Raw genomic sequence first — 20,826 nt, 5'->3', positions numbered from 1 at the left:
TTGCCTCTGAAGCTGCAGTATTTTCGCCCGGCTTCTGCCTGTCAGGTCCACGCGCAATATTACCCGAAAATCCCCGAAATGCTGTAACATTTTTTTAAATATTTATGTAATAACTTCTTTCTTTGAGCACAATAATTTGCTATAATGAACTCACATTGAAAATATGCAGGAGCAATCTGATTTTCTGATCCTGCTGGTCATATTTTCCTACATTAGAGAAGGGCAAAATCATGAAAAAACGAGATAATCTCCCATTAAATTATAAAGAACGACTGAATTCCAGAACCAGCTTTCTGGTATCCGTCGCGGTTCTGGTGGTTCTCTGCCTGGTGTTTAACCAGATGGACTACACCATGATCCGCCAGCCAGCTGCCCAGGCGAAAAAGGCAGCTGACTTACAAAAACAGAAGGAAGAAGAGGCAGCTGCCACCACCCAGGAAGTCACTACAGCCACAGTTCTTGCAGTTGGGGATAACCTGGTTCAGCCAAGTCTTCTTGCATCCGGTCAGTCAGAAACCGGCGCCTGGAATTATGACAGTGTTTATGCTAATCTGAAATCCGATATACAGGCTGCCGACATTGCTATGGTCAATCAGGAAACACCTTTCACCACAGACCACAGCGCAGTCAGCGGTACCGCGCCTTACGCCACTCCTACAGAGGTTGGCGACGCACTTGTAAATGCCGGATTTAATGTGGTCACATCTGCCACAGCACTGATCGATGACAATGGTTCTTCCATGATCAACGAAACTTTAAATTACTGGGAAACCAGCCATCCGGATGTCACTCTGGTTGGTATTCATAAAAACCAGTCCGGTATAGACACTCCGAAGATTGTAGAAATTAACGGAATCAAGATTGCGTTCCTTAACTATACCTTCCCGTCATATGGAAGCCAGACTGTAAGCTCCGGCGACAGCACTGATAGTTCTGATGGTTCTGCAAACGACTCTGCCAGCTCGGATACTTCCGGCAGTTCAACAGGAGATGCAGACAGCTCTGGAAGTACAGATACATCCACTTCCGGAAAAGGCTCTATGATTGACACGTTCAGCACTGCCGATGTTGCAGCCGCCATCAAACAGGCCAAAGCTTCCGCAGACTGTGTGATTTTCTCTGCAAACTGGGGCAAGACCGAAGAACCAATGCCTACCGAATACGAAAAAGAATGGGCCAACTTCCTTATGGAGCAGGGTGTTGACGTTGTGATCGGAACCAATCCGAATGTGCTCCAGCCATATGGCTACCTTACAGATGACTCTGGTCACAACATGCTGATCTACTACTCCCTTGGCAACTTCGTTACCGGTCAGGAAACACTGAAGCAGCTTCTTGGCGGAATGGCAGCCTTTACCATTCAGAAGACTGTAGACGGCGACCAGACCAGCATCCAGATCCAAGATGCCACACTGACACCGCTGGTTATGCATTACAGCTACGATACCCTGGAATATGCACCATATAAGCTGGACGATTATACTGACGCTCTAGCATCTGCACACAGCGTCCGCCAGTCCATCGGAGATGAGTTTTCCCTGGAAAATCTTCAGACAAAATATGATGAAATCATGTCCATGAACGTCACACCATCTACTAAGACGGATCTTCTGGATGTCACATTTGATTCCGATGGAAATATGCTGGATTCCAACGGAAATTACGTGGAGGATAATGATTCCATCACCTCCTCCTGGTACTATCAGACACTTGCCACCCAAAGCAGTTCCAGTTCTGACGGCTCTGGATCAGGCAATTCCGGATCAGACAGCTCAGACGCATCTGATGACAATTCAGAAGGTTAAATGTGCCCCATACCAGGTTCAATATTACTAATGACAAAATCTGCAGTACTATAATATATAGGCTGCAGATTTTTGTTATTCCGGCATTCCAAACATTTTTTTGTCATCAAATGGCTGGTATACAATTCCTATTTACTGCAAATCAGATAGTATCTATGTCTTATTGTCACGAAAACCAGTCATTTATCACATATAGGTTGTTTTTTCAGACAAAATCAGATAAAATTTATAGTAGAGTAGTAACGATTCCGCACATTCACAGTGATATCCTTCTGGATACACAGAAATCATGTTTTATACGATTTCGCGCCGCATTTCTCGTTTTTTCTGTGAACTTCGTTCACAAAAACACCTCGCGGAATAATGTCTGCTGAATCGTTATGTAGAATAATTAATAAAATCATTTTCGGACAATAACTGTACAAATTAACGAAACCACTATGTCTGCTCACACAGGCACCACCAGATATGAAATCCATGGTTTCTGCGCCAATGCACTCCTGCTATTGGCATCAGGTGGCATTCGTTTACATAATTTTTCCAGTCATTGACCGGTCAAAAAGAAAGGAGTTACAATATGGGACTTATTAAAGCAGCACTTGGCGCCGCAGGCGGTACACTTGCAGATCAGTGGAAAGAATTTTTCTACTGTGATGCCATCGACAATGACGTTCTGGCAGTAAAGGGGCAGAAGCGCACATCCAAACGTTCCTCCAATACCAAGGGAAGCGACAACATTATCACCACCGGATCCGGAATCGCAGTCGCAGACGGACAATGTATGATGATCGTAGAGCAGGGCAAGATCGTTGATATCTGCGCGGAACCAGGCGAATACACCTACGATGCTTCTACCGAGCCAAGTATTTTCTCCGGAAATCTGGGCGACGCCATCATGAACACTTTCCACACCATTGGCAAGCGTTTCACATTCGGCGGTGACACTGGCAAAGACCAGCGTGTTTACTATTTCAATACCAAAGAACTGGTGGACAATAAATTCGGAACTCCGAACCCGATTCCATTCCGTGTTGTAGACCAGAACATCGGACTGGACATTGATGTTTCTGTCCGCTGCAGCGGTGTTTATTCCTACCGCATTGCAGACCCGCTTCTCTTCTATTCCAACGTCTGCGGAAACTTTGAACAGCAGTACGACAGAGAACAGATCGAGGGACAGCTGAAAACAGAATTTATCTCAGCTCTTCAGCCGGCATTTGCCAGCATTTCCCAGCAGGGAATCCGTCCAAGCGCACTTCCGGCTCATGCACTGGAGCTCTGTGATGCCATGAATCAGGCTCTCACCCAGAAATGGAGTCAGCTTCGTGGTCTCGTGATCGTATCTGTTGCCATGAATCCGATCACTCTTCCTGAGGAAGATGCCCAGATGATCAAAGAAGCTCAGCGTATGGCTATCCTCCGCAATCCTGCCATGGCAGCCGCTACTCTTGCAGGAGCACAGGCAGACGCCATGAAGACAGCAGCAGGCAACGCTGGCGGTGCCATGACCGGTTTCATGGGCATGAATATGGCAGGCATGACTGGCGGTTTTAACGCACAGAATCTTTACGCTATGGGACAGCAGCAGGCAGCTCAGGCACAGCAGATGGCACAACCACAGCCAAATCCGGCCGTATCCCAGGCTCAGGCAGGCGGTTCTGCTCCGGCAGCTGACCAGTGGAAATGCTCCTGCGGTGCTATGGTTTCCGGTAATTTCTGCCCGGAATGCGGTGCGAAAAAGCCTCCGGAACCTGCAGCAAATGCAAGCTGGACCTGTTCCTGCGGCGCTGTAAATACAGGCAAGTTCTGCACCAACTGCGGTTCCCCGAAACCGGCTATGAAGCCTCGGTACCGCTGTGACAAGTGCGGCTGGGAACCGGAAGATCCAACCAATCCGCCGAAATTCTGTCCGAACTGTGGCGATCCATTTAATGAAAACGATACCCAGTAAAAAAGCAGCATAAAAGGAGATGAACTATGTCCGATTTACTTGAATATAAATGCCCCTGCTGCGGCGGAGCAATCGAATTCAACAGTACGCTCCAGAAGATGAAATGTCCTTACTGCGACACTGAATTTGATATGGAAACCGTCAAAGAATTTAACGAAGCAGCAGCTAACCAGCAATCTGATGAATTGAACTGGGAGAGTGCTTCAGACAACTCCTGGAAGGAAGATGAAGCCAGCGGAATGTCCGTTTACATATGCCAGTCCTGCGGCGGAGAAATCGTTGCCGATGAAAGCACAGGTGCTTCCTCCTGCCCATTCTGCGGCAATCCGGTAGTAATGTCCGGCAAATTTTCCGGTACCCTGCGTCCGGATTTTATCATTCCGTTTAAGCTGGACAAAAAGGCAGCCAAAGAAGGTCTGACCAAACATCTTCACGGCAAGATCCTTTTACCCAAAGTATTTAAAAAGGAAAATCACATTGACGAGATCAAAGGTGTTTATGTGCCTTTCTGGCTTTTTGACACCGACGCTTCTGCAGATATCCGCTATCATGCCACCAAGACCCGTTTCTGGAGTGACAGCGACTATGATTATACGGAAACCAGCCATTACTCTGTTTTCCGTGCTGGAAACATCGGGTTCGACCAGATTCCGGTAGACGGTTCTTCCAAAATTGACAATGATTTAACAGAGTCTCTGGAGCCTTACGTAATTTCCGAGGCTGTGGACTTTGCCACTCCTTACCTGGCAGGATACGTTGCGGACAAATATGATGTATCCGCAGAAGAATCTGCTGAGCGCGCCAACCAGCGTGTAAGAAAAGCCGCTGAGGATGCTTTTCGCGATACGGTCATCGGTTATGACAGCGTTACCCCTGAAGATACCCGTATTCAGTTAAAAGGCGGTAAAACCCACTATGCCCTTTTCCCGGTATGGCTTCTTTCCACCACCTGGAAGGGCAACCACTATCTGTTCGGCATGAACGGACAGACTGGTAAATTTGTAGGAAATCTGCCTGTAGATAAAGGTATTTTCACTAAATGGTTCCTTGGACTTACTGCAGGTTTTTCCGTTGCTGCTTACGCCATTGCATGGCTGATTCACACATTTTGTTAAGGAGGAACATGCCATGAAAAAACAATCATTTGGAATTATTCTGGCGGCAGTGCTGGGAGCAGGAAGCCTTTTCAGTGCAGTTATTCCAGGCACGGATGCGCTTTTTACTACTGCTTTGCCAGGTACGGGAGCTGTTACGGTACAGGCCGAAGCTTCCAACAGCTTTGGCGGATCCGGCAGTGAGGAAGATGACTCTTATCAGGACTTTGCAGCCTCCGAATTTTCCCTTGTCCTGGACGAGGCGGATCTTCTCACAGATGAAGAAGAATCCCAGCTTCTGGATAAGCTGGAAGCCATCACCGGGGAATACAATCTGGAAGTGGCAGTTGCCACAGTAGAGTCGAAAGACGGCAATGAGATGAACTACTTTACAGATCATTTCTTCGATGAGAATGGTTACGGAACCGGCGAAAACCACGACGGAATCCTGTTCATGGTCAGCATTGGCGACCGTGAATGGCACATTACCACCCACGGATATGGTATGACTGCGTTTAACGATGACGGACTTGCTTATCTGAAGGAAAATGTAGAGCCTCTGTTAAAGGATGAAAACTTCTACGGCGCTTTCGATACCTACGCAGATCTGTGTCAGGATCTGTTGGAAATGGCTGCTAACGGGGAGCCTTATACAGAGCCCTTTTCTTCCATATGGATTCTCATTTCCCTGGGAATCGGTCTTGTGCTTGCGTTTCTGTGTACCATGGGCATGAGAGCCCAGCTGAAAAGCGTACGGACACAGGACAGCGCAGTGGATTATGTGCGCCAGGGAAGTATGGCACTGACAAGATCAAACGATATTTTCCTGTATCACACAGTTACCAAAACAGCGAAACCGAAGGATAGTGACAGTTCCTCCGGCGGCTCAGACAGCGATCACGGAGGTACAGGCGGAAGCTTCTAAAAAGATTCCTTCTTGCAGAATTGCACTGCGGCAGGTCGCCTCGAACGACACCTCCCCTTCCGCCGCAGTGCGATTCTGCCCGGTAATAGGAAATTCCAACAACATTTCCTATTACAACATAAAAAAGAACTCGATTCATACATGGCAAATAAATGTACTTAGAGCCTCTTTGAAAAAGACTCCCGCATTTATTTACTTTGAATCGAGTTCTTTTTATATATCAGCTAAACGGACATTTCACCTGCCGGCAGCATCACCATATAGGAAAGCCAGCCGGATCAGTCGTCTTCCATCTCCTCTTTCTTCTTTGCAGTCTCAAACACATAGTCATTTCCCGGAAGAACGGCGTTCAGCAGGATTCCTACAATTGCAGCAAGTGCAAGTCCTGTAAGAGTAATATGTGCGCCTGCGATGGTAAATGTAAGTCCATCGGAAATACCAAGACCACAAACCAGGATAACCGCTGTAATAACCAGGTTACGGGAACGTGTCAGATCTACTTTGTTCTCAACTACATTACGGACACCAACAGCAGAGATCATTCCATAAAGAATAAAACTGATACCACCGATGATCGCAGACGGAAGGGAACTGATCACCTCAGCCATCTTCGGGATAAAGCTGAGGATAACTGCATAAATAGCAGCCAGACGGATTACCTTCGGGTCATAAACACGGCTCAGAGCAAGAACACTAGTGTTCTCTCCGTAAGTTGTATTTGCAGGTCCACCGATCAGTGCTGACAGAGAGGTTGCAAGTCCGTCACCCAGAAGTGTACGGTGAAGCCCCGGGTCTTCGATGAAATTGCGGTCAACCGTTGCGGAAATAGCAGAAATATCGCCAATGTGCTCCATCATGGAAGCAATTGCGATCGGTGCCATTGCAAGGATTGCAGTAATGTTAAATTTGCAGAGGAAGAATTTCGGAACACCTACGATCGGCGCACTTGCTACTCCTGCAAAGCTGAGGATAGCACTTCCATCTGCGTTTGTCATACCCAAGGCATTCATGATCAGGGCAACCACATAAGAAACAACAATACCCATCAGAATCGGAATAATACGGAACATTCCAACGCCCCAGATGTTGAAGAAAATAACAGTTCCAAGTGCGATCAAAGCAAGGATCCAGTTCTGGGATGCGTTGCTGATTGCAGACGGTGCAAGGCTAAGACCAATACAGATAATAATCGGACCAGTTACAACCGGAGGCAGATAACGCATGACGCGCTTTACGCCAATTACCTTAACGATCATTGCAAGTACCAGATACAGAAGTCCTGCTACAAACACACCACCGCATGCATATGGAAGCTTCTCTCCATAAGACATGTTGGCAAAAATTCCGGTGTCAAGCTCTGCAACGGTGGCAAATCCGCCAAGAAATGCAAATGATGATCCTAGGAATGCAGGTACCTTCAGCTTAGTCAGTACATGGAACAGAAGTGTTCCGAATCCGGCACAGAACAGGGTTACCTGAATGGATAAGCCCTCGCCATGAAAATAGTTGTTTACCAGGATCGGCACCAGAATGGTAGCGCCAAACATGGCGAACATATGCTGGAGCCCCAGAATCAGCATCTGTGGGATTCCCAGCTTTTTGGCATCATAAATGCCCTCAACTCTGAATTTCATAAATATAGTTCCTCCTTTTCCCTTAGAGCCTGTTCACAACCTGACTGGTAACGCACTTCACACTGTACAGAAATCATACATTCGCATGATTTCTTCCAATACGGTCTATACTGTGAACAGCAATCGTTACTGTTCACTGGTAACGTTCCGCGAGGCGTTTTTTGTGAACAAAGTTCACAGAAAACCCGAGAAGTGCGGCGCGAAATCATGCGAATGCATGATTTCTGTGCATCGCGAAGCGCGTTACTGTGAACGGAGTGAACAGTAACCAGCAATCTTGTTATAGTATAAAGTATGCGACAAATTTTTACAATTATTGACTTTCTATAGAAAGTGCGATATGATTTTTACAGTATTCCCATAGAGCATTTTCAATACGCTCTGGAACCCGTTTAAAAAAGGTTCTGAAGGGATTGTTAGTTCCTGTTCACTGGTAACGTTCCGCGAGGTGTTTTTTGTGAACAAAGTTCACAGAAAACCCGAGAAGTGCGGCGCGAAATCATGCGAATGCATGATTTCTGTGCATCGCGAAGCGTGTTACTGATCACGGAGTGAACAGTAACGATTGTTATTGCATAGGGCAATGGCAACTTTATCACACTACGGAGGTTTTTATCATGTCAAATTTTTCAGATATGGACAATGTTTTTATTATGGATCACCCGCTGATCCAGCATAAGATTTCCATTCTTCGTAATAAGGAGACCGGAACAAATGAATTCCGCAAACTTATTGAGGAGATTGCAGTTCTTATGGGTTTTGAAGCTCTTCGCGATCTTCCTCTTGAGGATGTTGAAGTTGAGACTCCTATTGAGACTTGCAGAACTCCTATGATTTCTGGTAAGAAGCTTGCTGTTGTTCCTGTACTTCGTGCAGGTCTGGGTATGGTAAATGGTATCACCACTCTGGTTCCGTCTGCCAAGATCGGTCATATTGGTCTTTACCGTGACCCGGTTACTCATGAGCCTCATGAGTACTATTGTAAGCTTCCGGATCCTATCGACCAGCGTCTCATCGTTATGGTTGACCCCATGCTTGCAACTGGCGGCTCTGCTATCTCCGCCGTTAACTTCATCAAACAACATGGTGGAAAGAGCATTAAATGTATGTTTGTTATCGCTGCTCCGGAAGGTCTGAAACGACTTCATGAGGTGCACCCGGATGTGCAGATCTATGTAGGACATCTGGACAGAGAACTGAACGACCGCGCTTATATCTGCCCGGGACTTGGCGATGCAGGCGACAGAATTTTTGGTACTAAATAGATTTTTGACCAGAGCATATTTAAAAAAGGCTGAATTCCGGAAATTATCTCATTTCCAGAATTCAGCCTTTTTTTGCCCGATCATGCTTTTTCCATCTTCGCCTTATACTCTACGCAAAGCATGGTAATATCATCAAACTGCGGTGCCTCTCCCACAAAAGCATCAATATCTTTTTTCACTTCAGGCAGAATTTCTGATGGTGTTCTGTCTTTTACACGATTCAGAACCTGCTCCAGACGCTCCATTCCATAAAGCTGATTTTCTACATTTGTAGCCTCAGTCACACCGTCTGTATACTGGAAGATCAAATCTCCCACATCCAGCGTCATACTGCCGGCTTTATAGTTCATATCTTCAAATCCAGCAAGGACAAAGCCTGGACGGATCTTATATGCCTCAAAACTGCCGCCTGCTTTACAGATAAATGGCATTTCATGTCCAGCATTTACGAAACAGAACTCTCCTGTCACCAGATCCAGCACACCTTCAAAAGCAGTGATAAACAAGCCTTCACTGTTTGCCTCACAAAGAAGATTATTTACAGTAGAGAAAACCTCCCCCAAATCTCTTCCTGGTGTAGTGTGATCCTTGATAAGCGTTTTTCCAATGACCATAAAGAGCGCAGCCGGAACACCTTTTCCGGATACATCGGCCATAACAATTGCCAGATGTGTCTCATCTACCATGAAGAAATCGTAAAAATCACCGCCAACTTCCTTTGCAGGTGTCATAGTTGCATAAATATCAAATTCCTTACGATCCGGAAAAGCCGGGAAAATACATGGCAGCATGGATGCCTGAATATTCCTGGCGATATCCAGCTCAGTGCCGATTCGCTCCTTCTCAGCAGTCACTTTGGACAGATTGGCAATGTAATTTTCAAGCTCTTCCATCATAAAGTTGAAAGAGTCACTTAGTGCCTCGATCTCATCACCAGTTTTCATAGTAATTCTCTGATTCTCAAACTTTCCGCTCTCTGTAATCTCCTGGGTAAAATCAGCCAGCCTGCTGATCGGTCTGGTGATTGTCTTTCGCACAAAGACAATATACGCAGCCATCGTCACTGCGATAATGCAAAAAGAAATCAGCAGCATATTGATAAGAAAGGAATTCAGATAATTCCTGACCTCTTTCATATCCAGAATATACTGAATTTCTGCCAGAGCCTTTCCATTCTCGTCCAGAATCACCGAAACGCCCGTGTAATTATAGCCATAGCTGTTGTCCGTCACAAGCGGATGATCCACACCTTTATTCTGCTGATACTGGTTCCATATGGTAATATATTTCTCCATGTCAGCAGGATCATCAGGATTTGCAGCATCAGTGTACAAAATGTCACTTCCATAGGCGATCTGATTCGCAGGATCATCTCCCATTTCCTCAACCAGGGCATCTATGTAGAAATGAACACTGTCTTCATCCGGAACAACCAGAGACAGATATGTAACATCGCCGTCCTTTTTCAGCTTGTTAAACAACGTAACCATTTCCGAATATTCTTCTGTCTTGTCCCCACCTTCTGCCAGGATTTTCTTCACATCCGAAACCGACATCATATCTGCAATACTATTGCTGTTCGTCATTACCCTCTGTGCATATAGATTTTCCAGATAGGATCTGGAGCTTCTATAACTGAAAAGAGAAATGGCAATGGTAAGGATTACACCGATCACGCCAAGTGAAAGTATAAATTTAGGAAGAAGTTTTATTTTCATTTGCAATTCCTTTCCTTAACTTTCTTAAAATAAACCTCTGCATCACACTTGCAGCGTCCTTTGCAATATGGACAATAAAGTTCTTTTTTATTATACCAGATCATCTTTGCAGAAAAAAGATGAACAAACCTGCATTCCTGAAGTGCCTTTTCCAGAGGAACTTTACCGCCTGCATTCCAGCAGATGATAAACACTTCCCCTATGCCCTTCTCCGCAAACTGCCTCAACGCATACTTCATAAGCCAAACTGCCAGTCCCTGTCTGCGAAATGCTTCTTTTATTCCTACTGACTGAATCTTGCCAACAGGTGCCAAAGTATCCTGTTGGCATACCTGTTGAATTTTCTGTTCCGTAAGCCTAGTATCCTCTGCAATCTGCTTCTCATTGGTAAGATAGTAATAAATATAGCCTGCAAGTTCTCCTTCTGCAGTTCTCAGCAGCAGAAATGCTCGTTCACTGCTTCCAATGGCCTGCTCAAGTTCTTCTTTCTGATATAGATTTTCGCCTACGCACCGGTCCATAAGCTGCAGTGTTTCTTCAATATCCTCTTTTTCCAATGAACACAGACAAAATTCTCTGCCAGAAGCCCCAAGCCAGCCTGTCTTTTGTGTCATAAGCTTCCCCTCTCACAGGACAAAATCTGCATGCCCATTGTAATCTCCGATTCCTCACTCAGAATCAGCTGCTGAAGCTCTTCATAATTCTTTTTTAGCCAGTTCTGCCAGTCCTGATATTTTCTGTTATCCGGTTCTTCTGCCAGCAAGATTTCCACATCCTCGGGCAAATAGGAAAAAAAGGTCTGGAAAATATCTTCTTTTTGCTGCTGTTCGCCTTTGGCAGCGGAAATCCCCTTGCACCAGACATGGATATGATCGTATCCGCAGTTGGTCAGCCAGCCGGGAACGGCCTGACCGGTTTCTCTTTTTCCTGCGTATTTGTCCTCTTTTAAGATATCCAGAAACTGTCCAAGAAGATTCTTTTCATCTGGAGCCAAAGTGGATATGCGGTCATTGCTTTCTGTGATAAAAATCACTCCGCCTTTTTTCAAAAAATTCTTCAATGTGCGAAGCAGCTTTTCCCCATCATGCAAATGCATTAATACAAAAGAAAGACAGATCAGATCAAATTCTCTGTCTTCCGGTTCCGTGCATAGCTTCTGAAAATCCGCGGAAAACGAATCCCGATCCACATCCATCTGATAAAAAGAAAATTTAGTATTTCCGTACTGACTGTTGGCTCTTTCCACAAGCTGCTGATTATACTCCAGGCCAATCACCCTGGAAATCCTGTCATCTGAAAAGCGGTGAAAGGTTCGGGCTCCATCATTGCAACCAATATCCAGAACAGAAAGTTCTGACTTCCCCTTAAAAAAATGCTCTAACGCAGGTTTCTCTGCCTGTGACAACAGCAAATTCTGTCTTCTCAGTCGTTCCCTCTCTTTTTCTTCCTGAAATACTAACTGACTTTGCACTACTTGTCTCCTTGTCCGTCAAAATTTATGCTCTGAATAATAACCGCTTCGCATTCTCTTCCGTCACTGCAATTACTTCTTCTGCAGTAATTCCCTTAATCTGAGCCAGGGCTTCTGCAACATAGGGCAGATTCAAGGAAGAATTTCTCCTGCCTCGATTGGGCTCCGGTGCCATATAAGGGCAGTCCGTTTCCAGAACGATCTGGGACAGCGGCGCTATGGCAGCTACTTCTTTCAGCTTCTTTGCATTTTTGAAAGTAAGCACGCCGCCAATGCCAAGATAAAGTCCCATTTTCAAATATTCCGCCGCAATCTCCTTACTGTAGGAAAAGCAGTGAATGATCCTCCGGACATATCTTTTTTCATATATTCCTTTACAATCTCCAGAGTGTCCTCGGCTGCATCCCGGCTGTGGATCATAAATGGCAGCTTCTCCTCCCTAGCAATGTCCATCTGCGCCCGGAACATCTCCTGCTGCTGTTTATGCTCTGCCTCTTCCTTATGCCAGTAGTAATCCAGACCGATTTCTCCGATGGCGACCATTTTCTCCATATGGGAAAGACGCCGGATCTCATCCAGAGTATCCTGTGTCATAATTCCTGCATCGTCGGGATGAACCCCCACTGCGCCATACACAAAAGGATACGCTTTCATCAATTCCAAGGTCCCGCCAAATCCTCCGACGGACGCGCACACATTTACAATACAGCCCACTCCCCCGTCTTTCATGGAAGAAAGGAGCTGATCTCTGTCTTCGTCAAATGCCTCATCATCATAATGTGCATGTGTATCAAATATCATTTTTCTGCCTCATTTTTCTTTGAAATACAACAATTATAGCATACTAAAATCATACCAGTAAAGTGTTATAAACCTCTTTTTGGAAGTTCTATTTTAGTTGTTACTGTGAATAGAGCGAACATCGAACTATTTTAAACACAATTTCAAAAAAGCAAAAAAATACTTGACAATTCAGAAGATTCGACAGATAATGTGAAACTTGAAAAAATTGATATTCCTTATGTCTAGGTACCAGGCGGTAGCATTTTTGCATATATAAACGGAGACAGTACCGGAAAAACAGTTCTTCTCAGATCCGACATCGATGCACTTCCCATACTGGAATCCGAGACCAATCTTAAGAATAAAAAAATATGTATTTCAAAAAATCCTGGTGTTATGCATGGCTGCGGCCATGACGGCCACATTGCCATGCTTCTTACCGCCGCAAAAATACTGAAGAATATGGAAGCTTCCCTAAATGGACGCGTTGTCCTTATGTTTGAGGAAGGAGAAGAAGGACATCGGAATATAGAAAAGCTTCTGGCTTATATGGCAGAAAAGGACATGAAGTTTGATACCTGCTACGCCTCTCATGTGCGTTGGGACATTCCCACAGGAAAACTTTCCTACTGCCAGGGTTCTGCCATGTCAGGCCTTTACCAATTCGTACTTGAAATAAACGGAAAAGGCGGACACGGTTCCAGACCGGATCTTGCTCACAGTGTAATTGACTGTTTCCATGACATATATTCTAACCTTGATACACTCCGGTTAAAATACATAAAACCCAACACCGTTCTGACCTGGTCTCTGGGCTCTGTCAATGCAGGAGCAACCTTTAACCTGATTCCCGACAAGCTTACCTGCGAAGGAAGCATCCGAATGATGGATCGAAACAGCGAAGAAGAATTTATCAAAGAATTTGAACGAATTGTTGCTGCAATTTGTCCTCTTAATTACTGTACCTACCAGTTTAAATTGCTGGAACAGCTTTTACCTACAGAGAACTATCCTGCATGCAGAAAAACCTATATTGATTCTATCAAGAAACAGATCGGCGAAGATGTCATATATGATTGTGAGCCATGGATGGCATCTGAAACCTTCAGTTATATGTGCAGCCTGTTTCCAGGTGTAGAAACCTTCGTGGGAATAAAAAATGACGAATTAGGTTCCGGCGCTAATCACCATACCCCGGAATTTGATCTGGACGAGGACGGACTTATCTATGGTACTGCCGCTGCCGTCAGCTACGTTTTGGAATACTTGGAAAACACGCCTGACACTTCTGCTTTTGAACCTGCATACAACAGCATCAGCGAACTGATTGCGACATTTGGTCAACAGCCAGGAAGTACCGAATATATGGATTTGATGCTGAACAGCAACAATTTCGGAATTGACGGTACTGCAGAGCTGCTTGCAAATGTAATTCGTAAAAATTTCGAATTATAGATCTTCCTAGAGCGTGTTTGAAAAAGGCTTTCTGCAAGATGTGCGTCACAATTTGTGGGAGATTTCGCTCGGATGAGGCGCCGTAGCGGGCTACGGCAACCGAATTCGGGTGAAATCTCCCGCAAAGTGGGGCGTGCAGATTGCGGGAATGATTTTTCAAACACGCTCTAGTGCAGGGCATCTGGAAAATATTGCCCGCAACGTTTATAGAGAAAGGGTTACTGTTGTTACCAGTGAACAGTATCGAGAAAGGATTACATATGAAGGAATTTGATTATTCATTAGTTAAGAATCCCGAATATTTTAAAGACGGAAGAATGGAGGCGCACTCCGATCATATCACTTATGCAAACGTGGAAGAGGCTTCCACAGGTGAGACTTCTTACCGCCACAGCTTAAATGGAATCTGGAAATTCCATTATGCCCGCAATTACGGAAATACCATAAAAGGCTTCGAGAGAGAAGATTATTCCTGCAAAGACTGGGATGACATCCGTGTGCCGGCCCATATCCAGATGGAGGGCTACGATGCACCTCAGTATGCCAATGTGCAGTATCCATGGGAAGGACACGAGGATATTCACCCAGGGGAGATTCCGGAGCATTTCAATCCTGTGGCAAGCTATGTGAAATATTTCACAGTGCCGGAACAGATGAAAGGAAAACGTCTTTTTATTTCCTTCCAGGGTGCAGAAAGTGGAATCGCTCTCTGGCTGAATGGCCAGTTTGTAGGATATAGTGAAGATTCTTTTACCCCGTCAGAATTTGAACTCACCGATTATGTGAAAGAAGGGGAAAATAAGCTGGCAGCTCAGGTGTTCAAGTGGACAGCCAGCAGCTGGTGCGAGGACCAGGATTTCTATCGCTTCTCTGGAATTTACCGGGAGGTTTATCTTTATACAGTACCGGATGTGCATGTGTATGATCTCCAGATCCGCGCAATCCCGGATGAGAGCCTTAACAAAGCCCGGTTTGAAGTCAAGACCAGCACCTGGGGAAAGGGAAATGTGCATATTGCTCTGTCAAAAAATGGACAGACCATATTGGAGGAAAATAAGAGCTTAGGCGAAAATGCAGCAAATACAGGAAGTGACCGGAACGGAAAAGATGCAGCCGCTGAAGCTGCTGACAGAACCGTTCAGAAAGGTGTTGCTGATACTTTTAGCTGGACGGTGGAGAATCCGATTCTCTGGAGTGCAGAAGATCCCCAGCTCTACGATTTGGTCATGGAGGTTTTCGATGAGAATGGTATTCTTCAGGAAGTGATCCCTCAGAAAGTCGGTTTCCGCCGATTTGAAATGAAAGACGGAATTATGACTTTAAATGGAAAACGAATTGTATTTAAAGGTGTGAACCGTCATGAATTCAGTTCCATAACAGGAAGATGTGTATCCGAAGCAGAGCTACGCAAGGATCTGACCATCATGAAGCAGAATAACATCAATGCCATCCGCACCTGTCATTATCCGGATGCTTCTCTGATCTACCAGCTTTGTGATGAGTTTGGAATTTACATGATCGATGAGACCAACCTGGAAAGTCACGGCTCCTGGGATACAGCGGAATTTACGAAAGACTATACTTACGTGGTTCCCCATGATAAGCCGGAATGGCAGTCTATGATGTTAGACCGCGCCAATTCCATGTATCAGAGAGATAAGAACCATCCGGCAATCCTGATCTGGTCCTGTGGAAATGAGTCCTTCGGTGGTAAGGATATTTTTGAAATGTCCCAGCTCTTTAGAAATGCAGATCCTACCCGTCTGGTACATTATGAAGGTGTCTGCCATGACCGCAGATATAACGCTACCAGCGATATGGAAAGCCAGATGTATCCATCTGTGGAAGCAATTAAAGAGTTTCTTGCAAAAGATGCTTCCAAGCCCTTTATCTGCTGTGAGTATACCCATGCCATGGGAAATTCCTGCGGTGCCATGCATAAATATACAGATCTGACAGATACAGAGCCGAAATATCAGGGTGGCTTTATCTGGGATTATATCGATCAGTCTATTTACAAAAAAGACCGTTATGGAAAAGAGTTCCAGGCATATGGCGGAGATTTTGGCGAGCGTCCTACTGATTATAATTTCAGTGGAAATGGTATTGCATATGGTGGAAATCGTGATGCGTCTCCGAAGATGCAGGAAGTAAAATTTAATTATCAGAATATTACCGCACAGGTAAGTGCTGATTCCGTGAACGTGATCAACAAGAATCTGTTTGTAAATACGGACACATTTGAATGCAGAGTAACTCTTCAGAAGGATGGAAACGTAATTCGTACAGAAGTACTGGATACAGCAGTGGCTCCTTTGAGCCAGATGGAATATGCTCTTCCATTTAAGAAGGAGGAGAAAGCAGGTGAGTACACGGTAACTGTTTCTTTCCATTTGAAAGAGGATATGCCATGGGTGAAAGCAGGTCATGAGGTTGCCTTTGGACAGTATGTTTACCAGGTGGAAGCAGCTGTGAAGCCTTGCACAGAGCATCTGGAGGTAATTCACAGTACCCATAATATTGGCGTGCGCGGAGCGGAATTTGATGTGCTTTTCTCCGTATTGAACGGTGGTCTTGTTTCCTATAAATATGCAGGAAAAGAAATGATCGAGGCAATTCCGAAGCCTAATTTCTGGCGTGCACCAACAGACAATGACTGTGGAAATCTGATGGCAATGCGCTACGGACAGTGGAAGCTTGCCAGCATGTATGTAAACCATAAGGATTACCGCGGAGCGGCATATGGACCTGGAAATGTACCAAAGGTAGAGGAAAAAGAGCATTCCGTAAAGGTATCCTATACCTATTTTCTTCCAACTATTCCGGCAGCTGAGTGTACACTTGCTTATGAAGTTTTCGGAGATGGAAGAGTTCGTACCACACTTTCCTATGATCCGGTGAAGGAGCTTGGCGATATGCCGGAATTTGGTGTGATTTTCAAGTTTAATGCAGATTATGACCATGTATCCTGGTATGGACTTGGAGAAGCTGAGACCTATGCAGACCGTAAGAAAGGTGCAAAGCTTGGAATCTACGATAATATGGTAAAAGATAATGTGGCAAGATATATGGTTCCACAGGAATGCGGTGCCAAGGAAGAGGTCAGATGGGCGAAGATCACAGACCGGAAAGGCAGAGGAATGCTTTTTGAGATGGATAAAGAAAACGGCCCGATGATGTTCTCTGCCCTGCCATACACACCTCATGAGATGGAAAATGCAATGCATCCATATGAGCTGCCCCAGATTCATTATACAGTAGTGCGCGTAGCAAAAGGCCAGATGGGAATTGCCGGAGACGACAGCTGGGGAGCAAGAACCCAGGAAGAATATCTGCTGGATACAAGTAAGCCTATGGAGTTTTCATTTGTATTTAAGGGAATCTGAGAAAAAATACGTTACTGTTCACTCCGTGACCAGTAACAAAAATATTCTTATCATGGCAACAAAAAGGAGATTGAGATGGCAAGAAAAATAGAATATGGCCATATGCTGCATGGTGGTGATTACAATCCGGAGCAGTGGCTTGACCGCCCGGACATTCTGAAAAAAGACATTGAATATTTCAAAAAAGCCCATATTAATACAGTATCTGTAGGAATCTTTTCCTGGGCAGTACTGGAACCAGAAGAAGGAAAGTACAATCTGGGCTGGCTGGAAGAGATTATTGACAATTTATATAAAGAGGGAATTTCCACGATCCTGGCAACACCGTCAGGCGCAAGGCCAAAGTGGATGGCCGATAAGTATCCGGAGGTCCTTCGCATGGATCCGGACCGCACCAGAAGATTTTTCGGAGGAAGACATAATCATTGCTATACATCTCCGGTATATCGTCAGAAGGTTCACGATATGGACAAGCTGCTTTCCCAGAGACTGGGCAGTCATCCTGGTGTGATTCTGTGGCACATTTCCAATGAGTTTGGCGGAGAATGCTATTGCCCTCTTTGTCAGCAGAAATTCCGGGAATGGCTGAAAGAAAAATATGGAACCATTGAGAAGCTGAATTCCAGCTGGTGCACCACATTCTGGAGCCATATTTACAATAGCTTCGATCAGATTGAAGCCCCTTCCCCAAAGGGGGAGAACGAGCTTCATGCATTGAAGCTTGACTGGAACCGGTTCGTTACAGACCGCACCATTGATTTCATCAAAGGAGAGGTTGCTGCAATCCGTGAAGGTGGTTCTGAACTGCCGGTAACAGCCAATCTGATGTATGATTACAACGGTCTTGATTACAAGAAGTTCCGCGATGTTCTGGATGTGGTATCCTGGGACAACTATCCAAGCTGGCATAAGAAAGAGGAATTTTTCACTGCCATTGATGCAGGTATGCAGCATGATCTGATGAGGAGCATTAAGAATCAGCCATTTCTTCTCATGGAGTCCTGCCCATCTGCCACAAACTGGAAGCCCATCAATAAGCTGAAAAAGCCGGGAATGATGCTGGCTGCCTCTCTTCAGGCAGTAGCTCACGGCTCCGACAGCGTTTTATACTTCCAGCTGCATCAGAGCCAGGGGGCTTCTGAAAAATTCCACGGCGCAGTGATCGACCACTATGGCGGAGAGGATACCCGCGTGTTTAAAGAAGTGACAGAGGTTGGAGAGGCTATGGAGGCACTGAAGGAAGTCTGCGGCAGCCAGATGAAGTCTCCGGCAGCAGTCCTTTATGACAGAGAAAATAACTGGGCAATCCAGGATGCACAGGGACCGCGGAATGAGAACATGTTCTACACAGAAGCGGTACAGAAGCAGTACCGCGCCCTGCGGGAACAGGGACTGAATGTGGATGTGATCTCCATGGAGCATGAGCTTTCCGGCTATAAGATCGTGGCAGCGCCAATGGCTTATATGTTTAAAGATGGATACGAAGAAAAATTAAGAGCATATGCAGAAAATGGCGGAACCCTGGTGATCACTTACTGGACCGGTCTTGTGGATGGTACAGACAAGTGCTTCCTTGGAGGTACACCATACGGGCTTATGGAGGCAGCCGGCCTTCGTACTACGGAGATTGATGCTCTTTATGACTGGGAAGAGAACCACGGAATTTCAGAACCAGGCAATCATCTGGGAATCAGCGGTACCTATACTTGCAAGAACCTGTGTGAGCTGGTAAAGGTATCCGATGCAGAAGTGCTTATGCGCTATGGCGATGACTTCTATGCAGGAGCTCCTGTAGTGACACATAAAGCATATGGAAAAGGTCACGTATATTACGTTGGCGCAGATATGGAACAGGCTTTCTACAGTGATTTCTACGGAAAGGCAGCAAAGGAAGCTGGCATTCAGGCACCGCTGGGATTCGTACCGGCAGAGGTTTCTGTCACCTTACGTGAAAATCAGGAAAATGAATATCTGTTTATCCAGAACTATGCAAGAGAAACCAAGGCAGTTCCAGTTCCAGCAGAATATGAAGTGATCTACGGCGCAGCGGATGAGATTATGCAGCCGCTGGCAACAAGGGTCCTGAAAAAGAAAAAATAGAGATTAAAAATAGCGGAAGAAGTTAGTGTGAAAAGAGGTTTTGACACTAACTTCTTTTTGTGTATATAATTAGAAAAACAGAAATCATGCAGCAGGAGGTATGTGCAGTGCAGAGAGAACTCTTGGAGCAGCTTCGTGAAATTACAGAAGAAGAGAGAAGGATCCTGAACGGAGAAGCAGAAGTGGACAGGGATCTTTACACGTCTGGAAGCGATTTTACCATTGACAGCAATAAGATGCTGGAGGAAGGAAAGCTGATCGCAATCCGCACCCATACCAGGTTTGTTCATTTTCCCCTTCACCGCCATAATTATGTGGAAGTACTCTACGTATGCGAGGGAACTCTTACGAATATTATAGATGGCAAACAGGTTATTGTGCGAAAAGGGGAACTGCTTTTTCTGAATCAGTTTACCCATCATGAGATTCTTGCAGCTGGCAGGAGTGACATTGCCATAAATTTTATGGTATTGCCGGAGTTTTTTGATGTGGCATATTCAATGGCAGGAAATAATAATGTTCTGGCAGATTTTCTGGTGAATGTACTGCGCCGGGATAACCAGCAGGGAGAATATCTTCATTTTAAGGTATCTGAGGTGCTGCAGATCCAGAATCTTCTGGAAAATATTATTTATTCCCTTGTAACAGGAAGGGGCAACCAGAATAAAATCAATCAGACTACCATGGGACTTATTTTTCTTTACCTTATGGACTCTGTACAGTATGTGGAAATGCGCCTTCCAAATCAGTACGAGAACATGATATCCATGACGACTCTGGATTATATTGAGCAGAAATACCGCACGGCCACCTTGACTGAGCTATGCGATATGCTTCACCTTCCCATGCATGTATTAAGCAAAATGATAAAAAAAACAACAGGCTTTAATTTTAAGGAGCTGCTTCAGCGGAAACGTCTTGGTAAAGCTGTGGAACTGATGTGTGATACAGACCTTCCCATCAGCGATATCATTGCAGCAGTGGGCTATGAAAACAACAGTTATTTTCACCGTGTATTCAAGGAAAGATATGGGGTAACGCCAAGAGCTTTCCGCGTGGCTAATAAGAAAAATGATAAAGTAAGATTATGAAGAACGCGTAAAAATATTTTTACAAAAAAAATTATCATTGTTCAAAAATATTTTTTGAATTATATATAAATGGTTGACATTTAATTAGAAAAAAAATAAAATAACTGTAACGTTTAAGATTTTTCTTACATAGAGGGGGAAAGTCTCA

13 protein-coding genes and 3 pseudogenes are annotated in these 20,826 nt (G+C 45.0%); 10 read left to right on the top strand and 6 right to left on the bottom strand.

The window, feature by feature from the left end:
• Window positions 1-230: 230 nt before the first annotated feature.
• From DW904_RS08290 to DW904_RS08275, 4 genes are all read left to right on the top strand, one after another.
• The gene (locus DW904_RS08290) at window positions 231-1,805 is read left to right on the top strand and encodes a CapA family protein (protein ID WP_118579336.1); all 1,575 of its coding nucleotides are present in this window, start codon (window positions 231-233) and stop codon (window positions 1,803-1,805) included.
• Window positions 1,806-2,382: 577 nt separating this feature from the next.
• Window positions 2,383-3,756 (top strand): SPFH domain-containing protein, encoded by a 1,374-nt coding sequence (locus tag DW904_RS08285; protein ID WP_118579333.1) that lies wholly within the window; start codon window positions 2,383-2,385, stop codon window positions 3,754-3,756.
• 26 nt (window positions 3,757-3,782) lie between these two features.
• A complete protein-coding gene (locus DW904_RS08280; protein ID WP_118579330.1) occupies window positions 3,783-4,871 on the top strand; it encodes a hypothetical protein in 1,089 nt (362 codons plus the stop codon).
• Between the two features lie 13 nt (window positions 4,872-4,884).
• Complete coding sequence (locus DW904_RS08275; RefSeq protein WP_118579327.1) at window positions 4,885-5,775, top strand: TPM domain-containing protein; 891 nt, start codon at window positions 4,885-4,887, stop codon at window positions 5,773-5,775.
• Between the two features lie 278 nt (window positions 5,776-6,053).
• Here the strand turns inward: DW904_RS08275 and DW904_RS08270 are convergent, their stop codons facing one another.
• The gene (locus tag DW904_RS08270) at window positions 6,054-7,409 is read right to left on the bottom strand and encodes a uracil-xanthine permease family protein (RefSeq protein WP_118579324.1); all 1,356 of its coding nucleotides are present in this window, start codon (window positions 7,407-7,409) and stop codon (window positions 6,054-6,056) included.
• A gap of 635 nt (window positions 7,410-8,044) precedes the next feature.
• Between DW904_RS08270 and upp the strand changes: the two genes are divergently transcribed.
• Window positions 8,045-8,674: a uracil phosphoribosyltransferase gene (upp, locus tag DW904_RS08265; protein ID WP_118579383.1), complete on the top strand. Its 630-nt coding sequence runs from the start codon at window positions 8,045-8,047 to the stop codon at window positions 8,672-8,674.
• A gap of 80 nt (window positions 8,675-8,754) precedes the next feature.
• Here the strand turns inward: upp and DW904_RS08260 are convergent, their stop codons facing one another.
• From DW904_RS08260 to DW904_RS08245, 4 genes and pseudogenes are all read right to left on the bottom strand, one after another.
• Window positions 8,755-10,392: a SpoIIE family protein phosphatase gene (locus DW904_RS08260; protein ID WP_118579321.1), complete on the bottom strand. Its 1,638-nt coding sequence runs from the start codon at window positions 10,390-10,392 to the stop codon at window positions 8,755-8,757.
• On the bottom strand, window positions 10,389-11,006 hold the full coding sequence (locus tag DW904_RS08255; protein WP_118579318.1) for a GNAT family N-acetyltransferase: 618 nt from the start codon (window positions 11,004-11,006) through the stop codon (window positions 10,389-10,391). Before DW904_RS08255 ends, DW904_RS08260 begins: the two co-directional genes overlap by 4 nt.
• Window positions 11,003-11,863: a class I SAM-dependent methyltransferase gene (locus DW904_RS08250; protein WP_118579315.1), complete on the bottom strand. Its 861-nt coding sequence runs from the start codon at window positions 11,861-11,863 to the stop codon at window positions 11,003-11,005. The genes DW904_RS08255 and DW904_RS08250 overlap by 4 nt, the downstream gene beginning before the upstream one ends.
• Before the next feature lie 25 nt (window positions 11,864-11,888).
• Window positions 11,889-12,664, bottom strand: a pseudogene (locus tag DW904_RS08245) (TatD family hydrolase).
• A 243-nt stretch (window positions 12,665-12,907) separates the two neighbouring features.
• On the opposite strand from DW904_RS08245, the gene DW904_RS08240 reads away from it, so the two are divergent.
• Complete coding sequence (locus DW904_RS08240; protein WP_118579312.1) at window positions 12,908-14,101, top strand: amidohydrolase; 1,194 nt, start codon at window positions 12,908-12,910, stop codon at window positions 14,099-14,101.
• Here the strand turns inward: DW904_RS08240 and DW904_RS25250 are convergent.
• Window positions 13,987-14,261, bottom strand: a pseudogene (locus tag DW904_RS25250) (DUF6783 domain-containing protein). The gene DW904_RS08240 and the pseudogene DW904_RS25250 sit on opposite strands and share 115 nt — an antisense overlap.
• Between DW904_RS25250 and DW904_RS25245 the strand changes: the two are divergent.
• From DW904_RS25245 to DW904_RS08225, 4 genes and pseudogenes are all read left to right on the top strand, one after another.
• Window positions 14,179-14,375 (top strand): annotated as a pseudogene (locus DW904_RS25245) (DUF6783 domain-containing protein); the annotation flags it as partial. The pseudogenes DW904_RS25250 and DW904_RS25245 overlap by 83 nt on opposite strands.
• Complete coding sequence (locus DW904_RS08235; RefSeq protein ID WP_118579309.1) at window positions 14,362-17,487, top strand: glycoside hydrolase family 2 TIM barrel-domain containing protein; 3,126 nt, start codon at window positions 14,362-14,364, stop codon at window positions 17,485-17,487. The pseudogene DW904_RS25245 and the gene DW904_RS08235, both read left to right, overlap by 14 nt.
• A gap of 75 nt (window positions 17,488-17,562) precedes the next feature.
• Complete coding sequence (locus tag DW904_RS08230) at window positions 17,563-19,587, top strand: beta-galactosidase (RefSeq protein ID WP_118579306.1); 2,025 nt, start codon at window positions 17,563-17,565, stop codon at window positions 19,585-19,587.
• Between the two features lie 107 nt (window positions 19,588-19,694).
• Window positions 19,695-20,678, top strand: coding sequence for an AraC family transcriptional regulator (locus DW904_RS08225; RefSeq protein WP_118579303.1), 984 nt, complete (start codon window positions 19,695-19,697; stop codon window positions 20,676-20,678).
• Window positions 20,679-20,826 lie beyond the last annotated feature (148 nt).

The organism is Ruminococcus sp. AM42-11, assembly GCF_003480145.1.
GTDB lineage: Bacteria > Bacillota > Clostridia > Lachnospirales > Lachnospiraceae > Blautia_A > Blautia_A faecis.
Note: the sequence above shows the minus strand (reverse complement) of the source record. Positions and strands in the feature narration are given on the sequence as shown.

Bases quoted from the DNA above. Each gene is read 5' to 3' on its own strand.
- DW904_RS08235 (WP_118579309.1), top strand. From the start codon at position 14,362: ATGAAGGAATTTGATTATTCATTAGTTAAGAATCCCGAATATTTTAAA.
- DW904_RS08280 (WP_118579330.1), top strand. From the start codon at position 3,783: ATGTCCGATTTACTTGAATATAAATGCCCCTGCTGCGGCGGAGCAATC.
- DW904_RS08290 (WP_118579336.1), top strand. From the start codon at position 231: ATGAAAAAACGAGATAATCTCCCATTAAATTATAAAGAACGACTGAAT.
- DW904_RS08255 (WP_118579318.1), bottom strand. From the start codon at position 11,006: ATGACACAAAAGACAGGCTGGCTTGGGGCTTCTGGCAGAGAATTTTGT.
- upp (WP_118579383.1), top strand. From the start codon at position 8,045: ATGGACAATGTTTTTATTATGGATCACCCGCTGATCCAGCATAAGATT.
- DW904_RS08285 (WP_118579333.1), top strand. From the start codon at position 2,383: ATGGGACTTATTAAAGCAGCACTTGGCGCCGCAGGCGGTACACTTGCA.
- DW904_RS08230 (WP_118579306.1), top strand. From the start codon at position 17,563: ATGGCAAGAAAAATAGAATATGGCCATATGCTGCATGGTGGTGATTAC.
- DW904_RS08260 (WP_118579321.1), bottom strand. From the start codon at position 10,392: ATGAAAATAAAACTTCTTCCTAAATTTATACTTTCACTTGGCGTGATC.
- DW904_RS08270 (WP_118579324.1), bottom strand. From the start codon at position 7,409: ATGAAATTCAGAGTTGAGGGCATTTATGATGCCAAAAAGCTGGGAATC.
- DW904_RS08275 (WP_118579327.1), top strand. From the start codon at position 4,885: ATGAAAAAACAATCATTTGGAATTATTCTGGCGGCAGTGCTGGGAGCA.